The organism is Leptospira chreensis (assembly GCF_016919165.1).
Taxonomy (GTDB): Bacteria; Spirochaetota; Leptospiria; order Leptospirales; family Leptospiraceae; genus Leptospira_A; species Leptospira_A chreensis.
On record NZ_JAFFPS010000023.1, the window covers coordinates 67101 to 86971 of the forward strand.

Consider the following 19871-nt stretch of genomic DNA (forward strand, 5'->3'; position numbering starts at 1 on the left):
TTTTTTCTATGACTACCAAGTCTACGGGTGCCATTGTACTTTTGTCAGGTGGTCTAGATTCGACCACTTGTTTGTACATAGCAGCAAAAGATTACGGATATCCTAAAAATAAAAAGTTACCATTACTTGCTTTATCTTTTGATTATTCCCAAAAACATAAAATTGAACTGATCAAAAGTAAAAAAATCGCAAAACTTTTGGGAATCAAACACGTGACTCAAAAATTGGATCCCGGTTTTTTTCTAGGAAGTTCTCTCACCGAAAAAAAAATCAAGGTGAGAAAGAATGCAAAAAACCTTTTGAGCGGTGAAGAAAAGGAAATTCCGAATACCTATGTTCCTGGAAGAAATATTCTATTTTTATCTTTTGCTTTGTCTTTAGCAGAAGGGCATGGGTTTGACTCCATCTATATTGGAGTGAACGCATTGGATTATTCGGGGTATCCGGATTGCCGGCCTGAGTTTATCGAATCCTTTCAGAAGATGGCAAATCTCGGAACCAAAAAAGGTGTGAGTGAAGATGGTGATTCCATCCAAATCAAAACTCCACTTTTACATTTAAACAAAAAAGAAATTATCGAACTAGGAATCCATGTTGGGGCTCCACTTCACCTAACGCATTCTTGTTATGACCCTATTAAGGGGAAACCCTGTGGGAAATGTGACTCTTGTTTGCTTCGAAACAAAGGATTTGCAGAATTAGGAATGACAGATCCCTCTCTAGGGTGAATTAATGTGAGTATTTAAAAATTTCTTAATCTTTAGATTATAGGATTTTCTATGCGAATGCGAAATATATTACCTCTCATCTTTTTGATGGCATTGCAATGTAAAGCCTTATCGTTTAACAACCCTTCGGATCTAAGCACCGATGCATTTTTGGAAAATAAGGAATGTTTCGAAATCCCACAAGACAACCAAGGTGTCAAAGAATGGACAAGACTACTCGGGCAGACTGGGGGAGTTCAAACCTATTCGCAATCTACGATAGCCGAAAGATATGGGTATATTTATTCCGTAGGTACTACTGATGGAGCTTTACTAGGACAAACAAAGATATCCTCTTCTGGTACCGATCTTTATATAGCAAAATACGATCGTGAAGGAAATACGATTTGGCTCAAACAGATGGGAAGTACGGGAGCGGCAACTACGTATTCAGAATTGGCCCATATTGATATATTTGGTGATCTCTATATTATTGGTTCCTCTGGAGGTCCTTTCAATGAGCTTCCAGCTAGTGGTTCAGGAAGCCTACTCATCAAACTCACCCCTTCCGGAGCTGTTTTATGGACAAGAATCTTTCCTACTGGAAGTGAGACCTTAGGATCTGGTGTTACCACTGATGGAGAAGGAAATGTTTACATTACAGGTAACACTGAAGAGCAACTGATTGACGAAGAAGTAGCTGCTGGCGGAAGAAATACGTTTCTCTTTAAGTATAACCGTAATGGAGATTATGTTTGGAAGAAGCTTATCGACAACGGTGGGCCAAGCTCTTATGGATACCAAGTTCAGTATGATCCTTTCTCTCGAAATATTTTGTTAGTTGGGCAACTTTCTGGAGCAGGAACTTTTTTAGGGAATGGACTACCGGGTGGTCTTTTGGATTCCTATTTAATTGCTTTTAATACCAATGGTGTCCCTCAGTGGGTTCAATTTTTGGGAATGCCTGGAGGAACGATCTCTACAAATATAAAAGCATTGTCGGTGGATAAAAAAGGATCAGTTTATGTTACGGGAGATACCAGCGGTAATTTAGATGGTCAAACCAAAGAAGGAAACACCGTGCAAGTACTCACTAAGTATAGTATAAGGGGTGATAAACTATGGACTCGTCTTTTGGGAGGAGGTGGTACTACCGAAACCAATGGAGTCCAAGTTTTTGCTGACAATGCATTTCATGTGTATACTACAGGGAATACTACGGGTAATGTAAACGGTGTCACTCGTATTGGGGCGCAAGATACTTACTTATCAAAATATGACGGAAACGGGAATTTAATTTGGACTCGCAATTCAGGAAGTAGTGGTTCCACACTTTACGGAAGAGGGATATCTTCAGATAGATATGGAACTTTATATTTTTCAGGATTTACAAACGGCAATATAGACGGTCAAACCAAACAAGGGACCTATGATGCTTTTTTGATGCAGTATAAATGAAAGAATAACAAGTTTGTTTATGAATGATTTCTTTTTACTCAAAAGACTGGTTTATCTTGTGGCTTCTTTTTTTATCATTCATTGCGATCATAAACAAAAAACCAATCACGAGGTCTTATTTGCATTCCTGACTCCAACATTGGGAATGTTTGGTGATAGTGTTATGGCCCTTTGGCCTGCTGAGACACAGTTAAAACCTTTTGTAATCATTAAAAATGCATTTCCGCTGCGCACATCGTCTGACATTCTAGAAGTGGTAAAAAATGATAAGTCACGTTATACAGCTTGTCTATACAATGGCGGTGTAAATGATTATTTAGGGAATTTTTCACCGCAAGATTTCGAAATCCGTAATACAATTACAAATCAGTTACAATCGATATCTTTATTACTGGAAAAATGCGAACATGTGTTAGTTTTAAATACTTGGTATGTCGAATTTCCTTGGCCTTCGGAAGCAGTTCTAAAAATAAACAAATCTATGAAGGAAAGTATCGTAACTGTTCCTCGTATCGACTCAGAGAATTACATTAAAAAATCAGATCTTCTGGATGGCGGCCATCTAACAGATATTGGGTACAGTAAAATGTCTAAATTAACCTTGGAGCATTTTCGGACAAAAATTCCATGGCTTGATTATCTACCTAGATGATAAAATGTATTTACATTCCCAAAGGGATGGGAACAATTAACCAATCATTGGGATATTTGAAGTGTTATTTAATTCATTAGTATTCGTTCTTTTTTTTGTTTTTTTATACACCATTTATTGGCAGTTAAACTCCCGATTTCAGAAACTAACAATCCTTCTGGGATCGTTGATCTTTTACGGATATTGGGATGTGTTTTTTTTACTTCACTTTCTCTTCATCGTATTAGTTAACTTTTTATTTTATCATTACTCTAACTATAAATTCAATAAAACAACTATAACACTCGTTGTTATTTTCAATATGTTGAATTTAATATTTTTTAAGTATTTCTACTTTCTGATCAATATTGTTACCGATATTTTTGGGTTTCAACAGGTTGCAGAAATAACAACAAACCTTCCCAATATCATACTACCACTTGCTATCAGTTTCTATACATTCCAAATATTAGCTTTTCAGATCGATGTTTACAGAGGAAAAATTCAATCCAAAGTTACGTTAGAAGATTTCACAATATTCATCATGTTTTTCCCGCAGTTGATTGCTGGACCGATTATGAGACATACAGATTTCTTCAAACAATTACATAGTAAAAAAAGATTTTTGGAACTGCCTTATAATGCAGGTGGATACTTAATCTTACTTGGTGTGTTAAAAAAGGTTATCATTGCCGATAATATTTCTCCAGTCATTGAGCCTTTTTTTAGTCATCCTGAAAGTTATGATACATTCAGTGCTTTAGTATCAATCTATGGTTTCGCAATTCAAATCTATTGTGACTTTTCCGGTTACTGTGATATTGCTAGAGGATTAGCTTTACTATTAGGATATGATATCCCTGTTAACTTCAATGCTCCTTATTTTTCTACTTCCTTAAAAGAATTTTGGCAAAGATGGCATATCACACTTTCACAATGGTTGCGTGATTATTTGTATATTGCGTTAGGTGGAAATCGATATGGAAATTTTAGAACTTATTTTAATTTACTAATCACAATGATTCTTGGTGGTCTCTGGCATGGTGCAAATTATACTTTTCTCGTCTGGGGAGCACTGCATGGACTTTATTTGGTTGTAGAAAGGGTGTTTGTCGGCAATCAATCTAAAAACCAAAAACTCTATGTTCAAATTATTAAAGGTTTAGTTGTTTTCCATCTTGTATGTTTGGCTTGGATCTTTTTTAGAATCGAACACATTCATGATATACTATCTATCTTTAAAAATTTAGTTTCTCAAGCAGGAACGAGACTACCCGAAACTCCCAAGTTAGTAAGACTCATCGCTATTGGATTTCTATTACATACATACGAGTATTTTCAGTCTCGAGTCAGTTTGAAGTTTGAATACAGAAAGGTATTATTACCAGGTCTAGCCATATTATGTGGTGTATTGGTTTTAACTCTGGCTTCGAATTCGGCACAATTCATTTACTTTCAATTTTAGGAATACTTCAATGAAACTTAAAAAATTTAGGGTACTGATATTACTTCTAATCCTTTTCGGTTTAGATAAAATTATGTTAATACCTTCTGTAAGAAATTTATTAACTAGCGAAAACCTTGGTAATCCTTACATAGAAACGTTTAATAACAGTTCTTCTACATATCTTGACGATGTTAAATACAAAGATAAAAAAAAGGTTTGGGCTTTTGGAACTTCACGTTCTTTTATTTTTTATCAATATGCAACTGCAGATTATAACTGGCATTCTGAGTTTATCAGTGAAAAACAGAAAAAAGGTTTAGATGACTATAAATTCTTTGGATTTGCCGCACCAGGTTCGAATCCACTCATCTATTTTACTCGATTCAATCAATTGATGGATCAAAATTACAAACCAGATACTGTCTTTTTGGAAGTCTCTGCATTTTCTTTTAATAAAAACAATCGTTATTACAATATCACGTTGTTAGAAGGAATGCCTGTTGAATTTGCGATTCGATATTTTAATGATCTACCTTCTGACTTTGCAAAGGATTATTTCTTTTCTCGTTTATTCAGTTTAAGCCGATATAAAATTTCTGCGAAAGCAATTTCTGCAAATGTATTTGGAGCTAAAGATAAAAATGCAGAGATGTTAAAGAATTTTATGCCTTCTGGTGCTATGACTGCAGATCCATTTGCGAATATATTTGATACAGAATCGAACCGAAAAGAATTACCTTACGCACCCGATAGTTTTAATGATTTCTACTTAAAACCAGCGAATGATACGGATACATATTTAAAGACGGTTATGATTGTTGATGTACTCAAAAATGAATTTTATGGAAACTTTTCATTTAATGAAAACAATTTAGTTTTTCTAAATAAGATTATCGATCGTTGCAAAAAGGAAAAAATTCCTGTGGTTTTATGGATTCCGAAAGTTCACAAGAATTTAACCGACTTTTATGCAACCTCTGCTTTTTATCCATCTTGGAAATCAAAGATACAGTCGCTGGCCGATAAAACTTCTGCAAGATTTGTTGATTTAAATGATGAAGGAAAAATCCATTGTGACTACTTTCAGGATGCGGCTCATTTATCGGGACGTTGTATGCCAGAGATGACTTCCATTCTTTTAAACATTCCTAAGTAATAAATAATATAGCCGTTACCTAAAGTTTACCGTCTCCATTTTCCAGGACTGGAAAAGTTTTTGGTTCGGCTAGGTTTAAAATGAAACTTAGAATTGTTCATTTTCGGTGCATTGAAACGAGCATTGTTGAATTGGAAACGTCCTGGTTTGATATCCATTTTCCCTTTGGGGATGTGAGTCCTTTCTTTTAAAAGGGAGAATAATCCTCCCAGGTCAATTTCTGCACTAGAACCACCCCCGCCACCACCACCTCCGGCAAGTTCTTCCCCTTCTTCTTCATCATCCTCGTCTTCGTCGTCATCATCCTCATCATTATCGTTCTTAGACTTTTTCTTTCCCTCATTCATAGCAATATCTAAGTCGAGTGGTTTTGGTTCTATGTATTTAGACTGGAATCTAACTTGAGGATAAAAATCTAAAATATTTGTCTCTGCTAACTTAGGTAAGGCTTCTGGACTTGTTTCATTCGGCAAACTTCTAGATAGAATATAAATCTGACTTTGGGATTTGAAACAAGAGAAAACAAAGTATTCTTTTTTAAACTGATCTTTCCCTGGTTCCGGTTTTGCCACTTCTAAAGTAAAAGTATAAGTTCCATCTCGATATTCGGGAGAATAAATTTCATGGATGATTCCAGACTTAGGATATTTTTTCTTTATTTTATCTATGAGGTTTGTAGTAATAAAAGTTTTTAGAGTTTTTTCAATCCCATCAGTGATAATATCCGAATGTATTTTTTGATTCACGTTGATGGCTTGGATTTTAAAAAGCCCATGGATGGGATCAAAAAAACTAACATTTTTTTTCGCATCACGAACCACAGCAAAACGTTTATCCACGGGAATTTGTGTTTTGAATAAATCGGAATCAGAAGAATAAGTTCCTCCGAGCACATCACCATATACTGGATTCAGTCGTTTGATAGGTAAAGGTTGGCTATTTTTATTTTCTAGGGATGCCAAAAACTGATCTTTCGTATGATCAACAAATCGATAATCTTTGTTATAATTTTCTACTTCATTAAAAATATTAAATGTAGGCCAAAGAATCCAAGTGATTAACCTTCTGTATCCAAATTTATATGTGGTCAGCGTCGGTTTTGTTTCAATAGAATTTCTTTTAAACACACTGTAATAATGGTTTTCATAATTCACTGTGGGGATGATACCAAGGGATACTAAAAACAATATAAGGTTATAATTGTCTTTTTCCCTTCTTACATAATATAGATTATAGTATGTATCACAGTTTTCTATATTATGATAAAGGAGTGAAAGATCACCTGTGTAGAGAAATGTATCTGCATCAATGATTTCTGCATACTTAAGTAAAGTCTGTTTATCTTTGGTATCTGCCGTCAAACTTTGAATTTGTTTGAATCTTTCGAAGGACTTATTTGTACGAAAGGACTCTAATTCTTTGATGTAAGGCCAGTCCTTTGGAATTCCATGAATTTGTTTGATATGCCTTGCATTTGTATTTTTTATTTTTAGATTGGTTCGGATATTTTCTATAAATTGCGGATCGACAAAGGATAAATTCTCGGGTGCATGTTCATTGGCAGAACCTGATTCTTGAAACTTCATTATGGAAAAAAAACAAGAGGTTCCCGGTTCACTTAAGAGATTTGGTCCCTGAGAAATGGGAAGTTCTGTATCAGAACCAGGTGAAACACGTGTGTGGTACCAACTGACTTGGCAATTACAGAGGAGAAGAATTAGGAAGAGGTAGAATCTCATGATGGGAACCACTAAAAAGGATAGTGGTTCCTATGGATTTGTCAAAACAAAAAGCTAACAAATCCTTGGTGTTTGGGGAATGGAAAAGTTTCTATTGTTCCACACAAAGAATTTTTGATGTGCTTGCACATCCCGTAGTGTAACCTCTGTTTTGTTTCGTTTAATTTATGTTATTTTCTTTCAAAGGAAGTTTTTTTGCGCGATCCTACTTCGATTTTAGAGGGAAGATCGGCCCGAGAGGGGGAATCGCGGTTTTGTCATGGCCCCTAGAGGAAGTCTTTGCCCGGATAGAGCGGAAACTGCTGTTTCGATTCCATTTTTGGATCTAAAAATCAAATTCATTTCTCTGGAAAGCCCGTTTGAAAGCTAGGATCAGGCCCTAGTTTGGGCAAAATTCCCGAAAATTTTGTTTCCAAAATGGCCAATTTTTCCATAACTACTACTAGTTTATGGAAATATTTGTTACAGCCGTCACGATTTTCGTTTTAGCGATCTTCGTGGGATTTGAAATCATCACAAAAATCCCTCCCATCCTCCACACCCCGCTTATGTCGGGTTCCAACGCCATTTCCGGCATTACCTTAATCGGTGCCCTCTATGCTGCCGGAATCCAAGAAAGTAACATCACCAAAATTTTGGGTCTTCTCTCTGTTATTTTCGCTACGATCAACGTAGTGGGTGGGTTTCTCGTAACTCACAGAATGCTTGGAATGTTTAAGAAAAAGGATACGCCTAAATAATGGAACTAATCAGCATTCTTAACCTAACGTATCTCGTTGCTTCCATACTTTTCATTGTTGGAATCAAACAATTAGCTCATCCAAAAACAGCAACCAGAGGAAACTTACTCGGTGCCTTGGGTATGCTCATTGCCGTTGTTGCAACATTATTCGACCAAGCCATCTTAACTTACGATTGGATCATTATCGGAGTCCTAATTGGATCGGTGATTGGTATTATCTTAGCGATTAAAATCCAAATGACAGCAATGCCACAACTCGTAGCTGTCCTCAATGGATTTGGTGGAATTGCATCCGTTTTTGTTGCCGGTGCCGCATTACAACTTTCCATTCCTAAGTATGCCACTGTGGTCAACTACCAAGAGATTGTTTCCATAGTTTTCTCTGCTATTGTTGGAGGAATCACCTTCTCTGGAAGTTTTATCGCCTTTGGTAAGTTACAAGGTTTCATTACAGAAAAAGCAGTTCGTTATCCAGGTGACCAACTTGTAAAAATCCTAATTGGTCTTACATCAGTGGGACTTGCAGTTTATGGATGTTTAGAACCAACGGATGAATCCATTTATTGGATTTTAAGTGGTGTGAGTTTACTTCTTGGTATTTTCCTTGTGATTCCAATTGGTGGGGCGGATATGCCGGTTGTGATTTCCCTTCTCAACTCTTATTCGGGAATTGCAGCTTCCGCAACAGGATTTGTTCTTAATAATAATGTTCTTATTATTTCCGGTTCCCTTGTTGGTGCTTCTGGAATCATTCTAACACAAATCATGTGTAAAGCGATGAATCGTAGTTTGACGAATGTTCTCTTCGGAGGATTCGGGGCTGTCGCTACAGAAATGAAAGATGATGGCGATTTTTACTCTGGTAAAATCAAATCAACCAGTGCTGATGAAGTTGCGATGCTCTTAGATGTAGCAAGAAGTGTAGTGATTGTCCCTGGTTATGGTATGGCTGTAGCGCAAGCGCAACATACTGTTCGTGATTTATACCAACTTCTTACAGCTCGTGGAATCGATGTAACATTTGCAATCCATCCAGTTGCAGGTCGTATGCCTGGTCATATGAACGTTTTACTTGCTGAAGCAGATATTCCTTATGATCGATTGAAAGAGATGGACGAGATCAATAGTACTTTCGAAAATGTTGATGTTGTGATAGTCAATGGTGCGAATGATGTCACTAACCCACTTGCAAAAACAGATCCAAAATCACCGATTGCCGGTATGCCGATTTTGGATGTTGGAAATGCAAAAACGGTAGTTGTGATCAAACGTTCCTTGAGTCCTGGATTTGCTGGAGTGCCTAACCCACTCTTCATTGCTGACAACTGTTTGATGTTGTTTGGTGATGGTAAAAAAGCAACGCAAGAGATGATCGCAGCTTTAAAAGAATCTTAGAGCCGGAAAATATGAAGAAACAAGTCTATATCGTTGATGACCACCCTCTTGTAGTAGATGCACTACAAAACTTAATAGCTAAATCGGAAGATTTAGAGTGCATCGGGAGTGCGGATAACATTGAAAAATCATTTAATGATATAGAAAAACTGCAACCTAGTTTGGTCTTAATTGATATCCAACTCAAACAAAACCAAAATGGTTTGCAGTTACTCAAACGTCTAAGAACAACTTTTCCAAATATCGCCGTCATCATTATCAGTATGTTGACGGATGATACATTTGTGGATCGTGCCTTTAAATTAGGTGCGATGGGATATGTTTTCAAAGAAGACACAACCACACAAATTGTCGAAGCCATCCACACAGTTTTGAAAGGTGATTATTTTGTAAGTTCCTCACAAGCCACAAGACTGCTCGGACATTTGTACAGGGCCTCTCAAAAAGACGAAAAAGATCCTATCGACAGACTCTCCAATCGTGAATTGGAAGTGTTTCTGATGATTGGGGAAGGTATGCCGGTGAAGGAAATTGCAGCCAATATGGGCCTTGCACCTTCTACCATTGAAACCTTAAGGTCTCGGATCAAATCCAAACTCAGCATTACGGAAAACGAAAAGTTAATCCGCGTGGCTGTAGAATGGAAATATACCCAAACCAAAACAGACATCGTCGTTTCTTAATTTTAAATTCAATATCTCGAAAGTTAGAATCTGAAATTTAAGATCCAGATTCTAATTTTTAGAAACAAATTAATACCGAAGTTTGAAGTAGTGATAGAGTAATTCTTTTCCCTCTTGGGAAGAGAGTAACATTCTGTATGCTTCTGCTATTTTGGATTCGTTCTGGGATTGTTTTTGGATGAAGTGAAAGAAGTCGTTGGCCCTTTCGTCATAACCCAAATTCAAAAGTAAATTTAAATAAAAACTTTGGTCGTACTCATCAGCAAAGGGTGAGTATGCGATGGGACGTAATAGAGTTTCTGCATCTCTCCACTTTCGAATTTCAAAATAACATCTTGCGAATACTTTTTTTTCTCTCCAGCCAAGTAGTCTTTGGTTTTTTAAATAGGTAAGAGATTTTTTAGGATCTTTTTCAGTAGAATAAACTACGCGACCCATTAAATGAGATGCCTGAATGTGTTTTGGATCTTGTTCCAAAATGGTTGTGAGTTCCGCTTTTGCTTTTTCCGTATCATTCAGTTCTAAATAAGTTTTTGCTAAAATGAGTTTTGCTTCGTTGTAGTTTGCTTTGTATTCTAAAGATTTGTTTAAAGATAAAATTGCATTGTTATAATCTTTTAATATAAAGTATGCAAGGCCCAAGTTGTAATGATAAAAAGGATTGTATGGCGAGATTTGATTGGTTTCTGTCCATGTATCTTTTGCCTCGGACCAACTATCTTCTTGTGCATAAATCATTCCGAGTAGGAAACTAGCTGCTTCATGGTTCGGTTCTTTTTTAAGGGCTTTGTTAAGGCTTTCTTTTGCCTCTTGCCATTCCATTCGAGAATACAATAAACTTCCGTTTAAATAATCATACTCGGGATAGGATTTATAAACTTCCGATTGGATTTTTTTCCATTCGGTATCAGCTAAAAGAAATCTCCCATAACGGAGTGCATTGATAATATTACGACTTACTTTTTCCAGTTCAATCTTTGCATTGATTTCAATGGTTTCTTTATCTTCTGTTTCTGAAAAAACAGGATTTGATGATACAAAGAGAAGAAGTCCTAATATTAGAATTGGAATTTTAGCTTTCATAAATTGATTCTAACCATTTCAATATTTTTAAGTGAGCATCGCGAACTAATTTTATTTTTGAATGAGGAAAAGCGGTCGGAAAGTTTTGATTCGTAGATAAGGAAGAAAGAGATCCTAAATAGGGAATTCCAAGTTCTAGTTCTGCAAATTGACCCAAGGATTCGTGAATGGGTGTAATCCCGACCAAACAAACTTTTTTTCCTCTGGCCACCGATTCCATCATGGTTTGACCAAAATAAGTCAGCACAAATTCCGAAGATTGAATTTCTTTTAAAAACTGGATATAAGACACACGTGGCAGGTATTTTATATTTTCCTGTAACGGTGGTTTCCCTCCAATTCGTGTCACCGAATGTATATTAGGTGATATATCATTTTTGGTTTGGTTTAAAAATTGTATTAGATACGAATCAATTTGTTTTGACTCTTCAGAGTTTAAATTTCCCGCGTAAACCAGGACACGGCCAGGGACCAGGGATTCCGGCCAATCCAATTCGGAGAGAGGAGAACTAAAATAGGAAATAGATTCTAGATTCGTTTTAGGTGCGACTGGATTGGGTAAAAAGAAACTAGCATTCGGTTCTGTTGGTAGATGGTTGCTATTATCGATATGAAACTGATTCACCAATGCGAATTCATTTTCCCGAATATCCAAAATATGAGGTAGGTTGGGGGAATTCGCATCTGGCTTTGTGGAAAGCTCTACATCATATCCTTGCATTTCCAAAAATAAAGATAAGGATTTACACCGTTCCCAGTGGCCTGATCCAAACTGCGAAGGTTCCCCATATACGATCCGTAGTTTTTTCGAGTTCCTACTTACCTTGGGAAGTTGGAAAACCACTTGTTCCACAGAAGCATTGATCGAAAAAATTTCTGGTTTGTCTTTTGCGAGTTGGATGAGATCCAGTGCTCTAAAAAAAGGATCTTTGGTTCCGAGTTCGCTCCATAGTTTACAAACAAGTTCATAGTCTTTTGGTTCATCTACCGTGATACGAAGGGATTCAAGGTTAATATCAGTTAATTGGCTTAAGTGGGGGGGATGTAATCTATATTGTTTATGAATTTCAGGATTTTCTTTGATATGAAGGGAAACATGTTCTGTGTGGCGTTCGGGGACTGGGCCTTCGGTTTCATAAAGGAGAGACTCTGTCGAAAAACATTCCATACCCATCCCGAGGGGAAGTCCTACCATAGAAAGGCTGTAATGGGTATCAGAGATAGTGGTTATGGCTTCATACAAATAGCGGATGGATTCTAAATCAATGTAAGGATTATCGCCTGTTATACGAAAGATATGTTTGGCTTTAAAGTGGAGACTGGCTTTACGAAAGCGATCTCTGACATCCATCTCGGAACCGGGAAAGGATTGATAGTTTCTTGTGCCAAGATAATCGATGAGTTCTTTATCATTTTCAGGAACTAAAAATACAATTTGGTCTTTGGGAAAGATAGTAGAAAGTCTATTGTGAATATGATCAAGGACAGAAGTGTCCGCGTCCTCTGGAATGGATTTTAAAATTTTTTTCGGAAGTCGCGTGGATCCTAGTCTTGCCTGAATGAAGGCAAAACAATCAAGCGTTGAAAGTATACCACTCATCACAATTCAAACAAGGAGCAGGGATTTTCCCGTGTTCTCCATTAAAACTATATTTAAAAAAATCTAATCCCTTTCGCCAAACATCATTGAATGATTCGAAATACAAATTTCCAATCACTTCCGTTTGATTTTGTTTGCAAATGGATACAGCCCCATCTACAGAAACAGATAAGTCGCGAACCAAATGCCAACAGTAGTCTCTGTGAATGGGAGTGAGGTCACTCACTCTTCGTTCCGGAAGTTTTTTTGCAAAGGTATTGTATTTTTGTAAGATGATATTGATCCCTTTTTTCTCAAAGAAGGTAAAGTAGGGATCTATCTCCTCTTCCACTTCTTTCATTTTGATCATTTGCACGTGAAGTGATCGGCTAGGAAGGATTTCGGAAAGTTGGTTCACCGTAGCTAAAACTTTTTCCAGTTCGGATTTTCCGTACAAGGATTGGTAAACTTCTGGTTTGAGTGTCGTTACATTGACAATGATACAAAGTTTTTCTTTTTCTGAAGGCTCGAGATTACCAATCAGTGAAAGTAATGATTCCGTATTGGTGTAGAGTGCCGTTTCTATGATGAGCTCTGTTAAAAGCTCAAGTTTTAAAATTTCAGTGATCACGGATTTAAATTCAGGATGGAGGAGTGGTTCTCCATTTCCAGAAAGACTGATGGTGATCGGGGATATGAGTTCTGCATTGAGTTTGGAAATGGTTTTTTTCACATCCTCTAAAGAAACAAAACTTCCATCGTTAGTGGTATCCACAAACTCACGCGGACAGAATGTACATTTGAGTTCACAGCCTTTATAAATTTCCCATTCCAAGTAAGAGGGAGCACTGCGAAACAGTTCTGGGTTTTCTTTTAATTTAGGAAGTAGGCTTTCATATGATAATACTTTTCCTAAAGACAAAAGGCCTTGGATGAGAGTTAAAGAACGAACCGATGCCAATCGAAAGTCGAGTCGCAACTGACGTAGGTCCGGAGCTTGGTAGAATATATCTACATCATACTGATTGATATTCTTTAAAAAAAACGCATGGATGTCGGTCGCCAATGTATCCGGCAAGGATGTTAAAAACTCACGAGTGATGATCGTGGGTGTGAGTCCTGGTGGTAAATTTTCTGAATAAGAATATTGACTGAAAAAATTCTTATGACGCACCCAAGCTTTTTCTGTTAGTTGGGAGTCTAGTAGGGGAGAAATGCCTGTAAAATAAAGAAAACAGACTTCATCCCAATCCGGATCTTTGAATTGAGATTCTGGTAAAAGTTGCCCTAGTTTGAGTAGGAATTCATATTCCTTGGAGATATCCTCATGAAGTTGGAATTTACCTTTTAGAGAACTCGAATTTACATTTGTAGAAAGTGCGGGATTTGTATTGATATGGATTTGGATTCCAGGAAATACCTGAGTCACTCGACCAAAAAATTCCTCCCACAATTCGACTTTAAAGTTTTGGTTTAAAAACTGAATCGATTGGGAGTCCAAGTAGACTACCGCAAAACTTGGGTTATAGTCCTTTCGGTTCATCATCAGTCTAAGTTGTATTTTTCTTCCGGATTGTTGATATTGTGTTCTTTGATGTAGATGGGATCAAAGATGGAAATCGATGTATTTTTACGTGTATTGGCAACCCATTCTTCAAAGGATGTTTGTTCCTTTTCACGAAATAAAAAACCTTGGATCCCTTTTCTGACAGCATCCAGTGGAGTGGGTCTCATTCCTTCAATGTAAACCAAACAATATCTTTTGCGATCATCGCGGAAAACTTCGGAAATTTTTCCAGGACCACCTACTTGTGATAATACGGAAGCTGTAGTTGGTTGAGATTTGAACAACTCAAATGTCGGAACCCAGTTGACCAAACCACCATTCAAACGATATCTTGATTCGTTTCTTGGACCAGAGGCAACTAGTTTGAAGAAAGATGGATCTTTTAAGGATTTGTTTTTAATTTCTGTAAGTTCGTTGAAAACTCGAGTTTCTTCATCGATAGATGCATTTGATGGTGATAAAACAATTTCTCTAAATTTGAATTCTGATCCCACCTTCGCCTTGTTTTTGTTATACCAAGCGAGAATTTCTTGTTCGGAAGGTAGGGGCGGACTCACTTTGATTTGTAGGAGTTGGCCTTTTTTGATTTGGTAAGGTAAATCTTCCAGCCATACATCATAAGGTAAATTGAACTGATTTTGGACGGCCTTTTTAAATTGTTCTAGGTCACTGATCCCTTGTGCTTCCATCCGTTTTTGGATTTCTGCTTCGATCCGTTTTTCATTTACCTGAATGGATTCTTCATCGGCCGCATTGTCCACCACAGCCCTATCGATTAAAAAATCAACGACTTGGGTGTGGAGGGATCCTTTCTTTCGATAATTTGGAAAAAATCGAGATAGGTTTTTATAACGTTCGGTCCCTTCTTCATAATCCAAGGTAGAAATAGATTTGGGTCCCACAATGGCAAGGACTGCATTTAAGGATTCGTAAGAGTTTAAACTTATGAGAGGGGCAAATAATAGGCTTAAGGCAAGAACCGATGCAAAAAACAAAACGAAAACTCGAGACATTCGTGATCCTTTTTGCATACGGTCGTAAATTTACCCGATGAACGTGGTATGTAAAGCCTTTACTGCATCTTCCGCTTGGTTTTGTTTGATGACGCAGGAAATTTTGATCTCAGAAGTGGAAATCATTTCAATATTGATGTTTTTCTCCGCAAGGGATTGGAACATTTTAGCGGCCACACCTACGTGCGATTTCATACCAACACCGACAGCAGAAACAATAGAGATGTTCTCATCAATTTCTGCCTTTCCATTTCCATGGTCTTTTGCATAAGCATCAATGATGGGTCTTGTAGCCGAAATATCTTTTTTGGCGATGGTGAAGGATATGGTATTGATTCCGTCTCTTGGAGAAGACTGAACAATGACATCCACAATCACATCTTTGTTTGCTAATTGAGTAAACAACTCTGCAGCAATTCCTGGTTTGTCTTTTACATCAGCAATGGTCACTCGGGCTTGGTCGCCTTTTGCGGTAACTCCGCTCACTTTCATTTTTTCCATAATTTTGTCCTCACTCATCACTAAAGTTCCCGGTTTGTCGTGGAAACTGGATCGTACGTGGATTACCACGTTATAGTTCATACCTAATTCCACACTCCGAGAGTGAAGGACTCCAGCACCAAGGCTTGCGAGTTCCAACATTTCTTCGTATGTAATTTGTTTGTGCATCTTTGCGGTTGGAATCTTTCGTGGGTCGGCAGTATAAACTCCATCCACGTCTGTATAAATTTCACATTCATCAGCGCCGAGTGCTGCAGCAAGAGCCACAGCAGAAGTATCACTTCCTCCGCGACCAAGGGTGACAATATTTTCGTCTTTGTCGATTCCTTGGAAACCAGCAACAATAACCACCTTTCCTTTGTTAAACGCTTCATCAATTCGAGAACGATCAATCATCTCGATCTTTCCATTGGAAAAGTTTCCATCCGTTAGGATTTTTAATTGAGAACCGGTAAAGGACTGTGCAGGTACTCCTGCTTCGTTCAGAGCGATGGCAAGAAGAGCAATCGACACTTGTTCACCCGTGGAGAGCAACATGTCCATTTCCCGTTTGGGAGGATTTTTAGAGATCTGGTCAGCTAGGTCGACGAGTTCGTCTGTAGTATGTCCCATTGCAGAAACTACAACGGCAACTTTTTGGCCTTCGTCGTGGTAACGTTTGATACGTCTGGCCACATTTTGGATTTTAGTGGTGTCACCAACGGAGGTTCCACCGTATTTTTGGACAACGATTTTCGATGACATGGGTTTATGGACAGGGTGCTACAGGCAAATCGGGAATCAAGTAGAATGAATTTTTTTGCAACCAAACGCTCATAGTGGACTCCAACTGTATAGGTTTATCAGAATGAATTCTTCTCCCGCAACCGTTGAGCCCCTTGTCAAAGAACAAGCACCCTTCCTCTTTCTTGTTTTGTTCTTTTTGGTGCAAGCCACTGTCCTTACTGTTTTTACTGTACCTTTTTCCTGGTCCCTCGTTGGGGTCGCTCTAGGTTCTTATTTCCTTCGGATGTTTGGAATCACTGCCGCCTACCATCGTTACTTTTCCCATGCTTCCTTTAAAACCTCTCGTGTTTTCCAATTTGTTTTGGCTTGGATTGGGGCGATGGCGATGCAAAAAGGCCCTCTTTGGTGGGCCGCTCATCACAGAAACCACCACAAGTATTCTGACACGGAAAAGGACATCCATTCCCCTAGCCGGAAAGGATTTTGGTACTCTCATATGTTTTGGTTTCTCCGAGATGATTATAATGATTACGAAGCCAAACTCATTCCCGATTTTTATAAATATCCTGAATTACGGATTCTCGATCGTTTCCACTGGATCGCTCCTTTAAGTTATGCGGTTTTACTTTATGCCGTTGGTGGTTGGGGTTGGCTTGTTTATGGTTATGCTGTTTCTACTTTTTTTCTAGGACATGCTACTTGGACCATCAACTCCCTTTCCCATGTGTATGGATCGGTTCGTTATGATTCCAGAGACACAAGTAAAAACAATCTATGGCTTGCTCTTCTCACTATGGGAGAGGGTTGGCATAACAACCACCATTACTATTGTTCTTCTGCGAACCAAGGGTTCTATTGGTATGAAGTGGATGTTTCCTATTATATTTTAAAGACACTCAGTTGGTTTGGAATTGTTTGGGATCTAAAAAAACCACCGAAGAAAGTTTTAGACGAAGGCCTTCTTCGTGACCGCGAACAAAAGGAAAGAAAACGTTTGTTACAAGAGACAAAACAACCGGCAAAGATAAAAAATAAAGTAGGGGTGTTATCTACTTAAAAGTTTAAACACCCAATCGTTTGCGAATGTCTGCCGGGATACTTTGGATGGAATCGTATCTTTTTTTCTTTCCACCCGGTAGTGACACATAATAAAATCCGTTGATCATTTCCAAAAAATAATCCTCTCCTTTTTCTCCTAAAGATCTGTTATCGAGTTCTTTAACCATTTTTTGGTATTTGGAAGGAAGGAGATTCCAATTCATATAATTAGTAACCACTCCTTGGTCGTTGACGGTATAGGCTCCGTCTTGGTGGAGGATTTTGGTTCCATTATAATCGAAAATTTCCATCACCTTTAGATTGTTATCTTTTGTAGATTTGGAATCCTTTTTGGATTTACCTGTGGAAGGATTGGATGGATCGTCAGAACCTGATACTTGTTTTGATTTTGTATTTGTTGGTTTATCTTTTTTTCTTAGTTTTCCAAAAAGAAGTAAAAATATACCAGCAAACGTGAGTGATGCGAATAAAAAAATTTCTGTAGTTGATAAATCAAATAAGTAACGCCACATAACTATCGAAAACTCGTTCCAATCGCCTTGCAGGAATCGGGAAGATAACCTTCTGTGTTCCAAGTGTTACAAGTAACAAGTTCTATGGCCCTGGAACAAAGTTTTAGATCATCAATTTTGACCCTTCCGAGAAAAATGGCCCCGGGGAGTTTTTCTCGACCACAGGCTGAATTTTTCAGAGCATAGGTTTCAAAAATCTTTTGGTTTGCTTCCTGTGCGGAATAAAACAAATCGTCTCGATTTTGGATGCAATGAAAAGATAACCCGACGCAAAGGAGTGGGATACCTATCCCCGAAAAAAACAATTTCATTTTTTCAGTTTGATCCGAGAGACTTCCCGAACAGGAATCGGAAGTTTTCCAAAAACACTATCCACTTCCACAGTCCCATAAATTTCGAACTCCGCATCTTCCCCACGTCTTGCCGCATCAGCTAGTTGTCTTGCTAGGCCTAGAAGTTTAGGAAGGATGGATTGTTTTTGTTCCGGGATGAGTTTCAAAACCACCATTGATTCCGAACCTGCTTCCACTTCTAAGGGAGTTTCATTCTGGAGTTTTCCAATGTATTCTTTCCCTTTCGGAGTGATGAATTGGATTTCCAAATCAAATTTATAAATACTGACCTTGGTGTCGTTCGGATTGGTTACCGATACTTGTGGATACAAATCAACTAAAGGAATGATAGGAAAGTTTGGATTTGGTTTTAGATCTACACGAACATCCACCAAATCAAACTTACACGCCTTTAGGCTTTCTAAATTCTTCTTTGTATCACTGAGACAATGAGTGAAAGATACTGAAGATACGAAAGCGAATAAAAATAATAATCTACGGGCCAAATACTACCTTCCCTTCGGTCATATGTTGTTTGTAAAATTCCAAACCTTCTTTGTATTCTTCAAATTTGAATCGTTTGTTGATTTTTGTTTGAAAAACCGTTTTTAAAAACGTTTGAGCCTCTTTGGCTTGTTTTTGAAATTCTTCTAATCCAATTTCATAGATCCAAGAGGATAACCAAAAGCCTTCGATTTTTTTGTTTTGGAATAACATAATTCCTGCATTTACCGCAAAAGGTTTTTCCGATAAAGCCCCATAACATACAATTTTGGAGCCGTAAGGCATACATTCCACAAGAGATTGTGCTGTTTCTCCGGCCACTGCGTCAATGGCATAGGTTGCATTTAGTTTTTTAGAAATTTTATATAATTCTTTTTGGTAGTTGTGGGAAGAAGAGTTGAGAATGTTTTCGGCTCCAATGGCCAAAAGACTATCCTCTTGTTCTTTCTTTCGCACAACATTGATTAGTGGAATTCCACGTTCTTTACAAAGGCGCACTACCATCTTACCGAGAGCACTGGCAGCGGCAGTTTGGATCATCGTAGGATGGCCTTCTTTTGTGCAACGAGAGACCATGGCCCAAGCAGTCATTGGGTTTACAAAAAAACTAGACCCTTCATCGAGAGTCACTCCATCCACTAACGGCAAACAGTTGTCTTCGGTGGTAATCATAAATTCGGCCCAGGACCCGTCGTTTTGAGGAGCCACACAGGAGACATTCATTCCCACTTTCAGAGTTTTGATCGCACTGCCGACAGCATCTACAATTCCGCTGGCTTCAAATCCCGCAGACACGGGTGCTTTCTTTTTGAAACCATAAAGCCCACGAATGAACATTAGGTCAGAAGGATTGATCGGTGAAAGGTGGATTTTGATCCGCACTTCGTTATCTTTTGGTGTGGGAATTTCTTTTTCACGGAGTTCCAACTGGGGTTCGGATTCGTCGTATTTTAGGATGGTGACTGCTTTCATCTCATCCCATTCAGTCATTTAAAATCTGCTTGCCAACTCTTTCTTTCGAAGGAAGAATTTTAAGT

19 protein-coding genes are annotated in these 19871 nt (G+C 38.0%); 9 read left to right on the top strand and 10 right to left on the bottom strand.

The features are described 5' to 3' along the window. Window positions 1–8: 8 nt before the first annotated feature. The 5 genes from queC (at window position 9) to JWG41_RS07045 (ending at window position 5399) form a co-directional block, all read left to right on the top strand. Window positions 9–728, top strand: coding sequence for a 7-cyano-7-deazaguanine synthase QueC (gene queC / locus JWG41_RS07025; RefSeq protein WP_205269219.1), 720 nt, complete (start codon window positions 9–11; stop codon window positions 726–728). A 57-nt stretch (window positions 729–785) separates the two neighbouring features. Further along, window positions 786–2165, top strand: a complete 1380-nt coding sequence (locus JWG41_RS07030) for an SBBP repeat-containing protein (RefSeq protein ID WP_205269220.1) — start codon at window positions 786–788, stop codon at window positions 2163–2165. Window positions 2166–2184: 19 nt separating this feature from the next. Continuing rightward, entirely contained in the window at window positions 2185–2817 is a 633-nt protein-coding gene (locus JWG41_RS07035; protein ID WP_205269221.1) for an SGNH/GDSL hydrolase family protein, read from the top strand. Between the two features lie 61 nt (window positions 2818–2878). Beyond that, the gene (locus JWG41_RS07040; RefSeq protein WP_205269222.1) at window positions 2879–4261 is read left to right on the top strand and encodes an MBOAT family O-acyltransferase; all 1383 of its coding nucleotides are present in this window, start codon (window positions 2879–2881) and stop codon (window positions 4259–4261) included. 10 nt (window positions 4262–4271) lie between these two features. After that, window positions 4272–5399, top strand: coding sequence for a DUF1574 family protein (locus tag JWG41_RS07045; protein WP_205269223.1), 1128 nt, complete (start codon window positions 4272–4274; stop codon window positions 5397–5399). Between the two features lie 26 nt (window positions 5400–5425). Here the strand turns inward: JWG41_RS07045 and JWG41_RS07050 are convergent, their stop codons facing one another. After that, entirely contained in the window at window positions 5426–7138 is a 1713-nt protein-coding gene (locus tag JWG41_RS07050; protein WP_205269224.1) for a hypothetical protein, read from the bottom strand. A gap of 449 nt (window positions 7139–7587) precedes the next feature. On the opposite strand from JWG41_RS07050, the gene JWG41_RS07055 reads away from it, so the two are divergent. Genes JWG41_RS07055 through JWG41_RS07065 form a run of 3 tightly spaced genes read left to right on the top strand, consistent with a single transcriptional unit; the run spans window position 7588 to window position 9958 of the window. After that, window positions 7588–7878 carry an NAD(P) transhydrogenase subunit alpha part 2 gene (locus JWG41_RS07055; protein ID WP_039937055.1) on the top strand — a complete coding sequence of 97 codons (291 nt, stop codon included), beginning with the start codon at window positions 7588–7590 and terminating at the stop codon, window positions 7876–7878. Then, window positions 7878–9275 carry an NAD(P)(+) transhydrogenase (Re/Si-specific) subunit beta gene (locus JWG41_RS07060; RefSeq protein WP_205269225.1) on the top strand — a complete coding sequence of 466 codons (1398 nt, stop codon included), beginning with the start codon at window positions 7878–7880 and terminating at the stop codon, window positions 9273–9275. The genes JWG41_RS07055 and JWG41_RS07060 overlap by 1 nt, the downstream gene beginning before the upstream one ends. A gap of 11 nt (window positions 9276–9286) precedes the next feature. Continuing rightward, window positions 9287–9958 (top strand): response regulator transcription factor, encoded by a 672-nt coding sequence (locus JWG41_RS07065; RefSeq protein ID WP_135749842.1) that lies wholly within the window; start codon window positions 9287–9289, stop codon window positions 9956–9958. Window positions 9959–10027: 69 nt separating this feature from the next. Here the strand turns inward: JWG41_RS07065 and JWG41_RS07070 are convergent, their stop codons facing one another. From JWG41_RS07070 to JWG41_RS07090, 5 genes are read right to left on the bottom strand one after another with little or no spacing between them, the layout of a single operon-like run. Next, on the bottom strand, window positions 10028–11041 hold the full coding sequence (locus JWG41_RS07070; protein ID WP_205269226.1) for a tetratricopeptide repeat protein: 1014 nt from the start codon (window positions 11039–11041) through the stop codon (window positions 10028–10030). Further along, window positions 11031–12641: a cytidylyltransferase domain-containing protein gene (locus JWG41_RS07075; RefSeq protein ID WP_205269227.1), complete on the bottom strand. Its 1611-nt coding sequence runs from the start codon at window positions 12639–12641 to the stop codon at window positions 11031–11033. The genes JWG41_RS07070 and JWG41_RS07075 overlap by 11 nt, the downstream gene beginning before the upstream one ends. Beyond that, window positions 12616–14166 (bottom strand): spiro-SPASM protein, encoded by a 1551-nt coding sequence (locus tag JWG41_RS07080; RefSeq protein ID WP_205269228.1) that lies wholly within the window; start codon window positions 14164–14166, stop codon window positions 12616–12618. Before JWG41_RS07080 ends, JWG41_RS07075 begins: the two co-directional genes overlap by 26 nt. Continuing rightward, a complete protein-coding gene (locus JWG41_RS07085; protein ID WP_232373830.1) occupies window positions 14166–15200 on the bottom strand; it encodes a putative peptidyl-prolyl cis-trans isomerase in 1035 nt (344 codons plus the stop codon). The genes JWG41_RS07080 and JWG41_RS07085 overlap by 1 nt, the downstream gene beginning before the upstream one ends. A 30-nt stretch (window positions 15201–15230) precedes the next feature. Then, the gene (locus tag JWG41_RS07090; protein ID WP_205269230.1) at window positions 15231–16445 is read right to left on the bottom strand and encodes an aspartate kinase; all 1215 of its coding nucleotides are present in this window, start codon (window positions 16443–16445) and stop codon (window positions 15231–15233) included. A 103-nt stretch (window positions 16446–16548) separates the two neighbouring features. Here JWG41_RS07090 and JWG41_RS07095 point away from each other — a divergent pair, with 103 nt between their 5' ends. Beyond that, window positions 16549–17484 carry an acyl-CoA desaturase gene (locus tag JWG41_RS07095; protein ID WP_205269231.1) on the top strand — a complete coding sequence of 312 codons (936 nt, stop codon included), beginning with the start codon at window positions 16549–16551 and terminating at the stop codon, window positions 17482–17484. A gap of 4 nt (window positions 17485–17488) precedes the next feature. On the opposite strand, the gene JWG41_RS07100 is transcribed toward JWG41_RS07095, so the two are convergent. From JWG41_RS07100 to JWG41_RS07115, 4 genes are read right to left on the bottom strand one after another with little or no spacing between them, the layout of a single operon-like run. Then, the gene (locus JWG41_RS07100) at window positions 17489–17998 is read right to left on the bottom strand and encodes a hypothetical protein (RefSeq protein WP_205269232.1); all 510 of its coding nucleotides are present in this window, start codon (window positions 17996–17998) and stop codon (window positions 17489–17491) included. Between the two features lie 2 nt (window positions 17999–18000). Continuing rightward, on the bottom strand, window positions 18001–18309 hold the full coding sequence (locus JWG41_RS07105; protein WP_205269233.1) for an LIC13255 family lipoprotein: 309 nt from the start codon (window positions 18307–18309) through the stop codon (window positions 18001–18003). Then, window positions 18306–18836, bottom strand: a complete 531-nt coding sequence (locus JWG41_RS07110; RefSeq protein WP_205269234.1) for an LEA/WHy family protein — start codon at window positions 18834–18836, stop codon at window positions 18306–18308. Before JWG41_RS07110 ends, JWG41_RS07105 begins: the two co-directional genes overlap by 4 nt. Then, window positions 18826–19824: a zinc-binding dehydrogenase gene (locus JWG41_RS07115; protein WP_205269235.1), complete on the bottom strand. Its 999-nt coding sequence runs from the start codon at window positions 19822–19824 to the stop codon at window positions 18826–18828. Before JWG41_RS07115 ends, JWG41_RS07110 begins: the two co-directional genes overlap by 11 nt. Window positions 19825–19871: the final 47 nt, after the last annotated feature.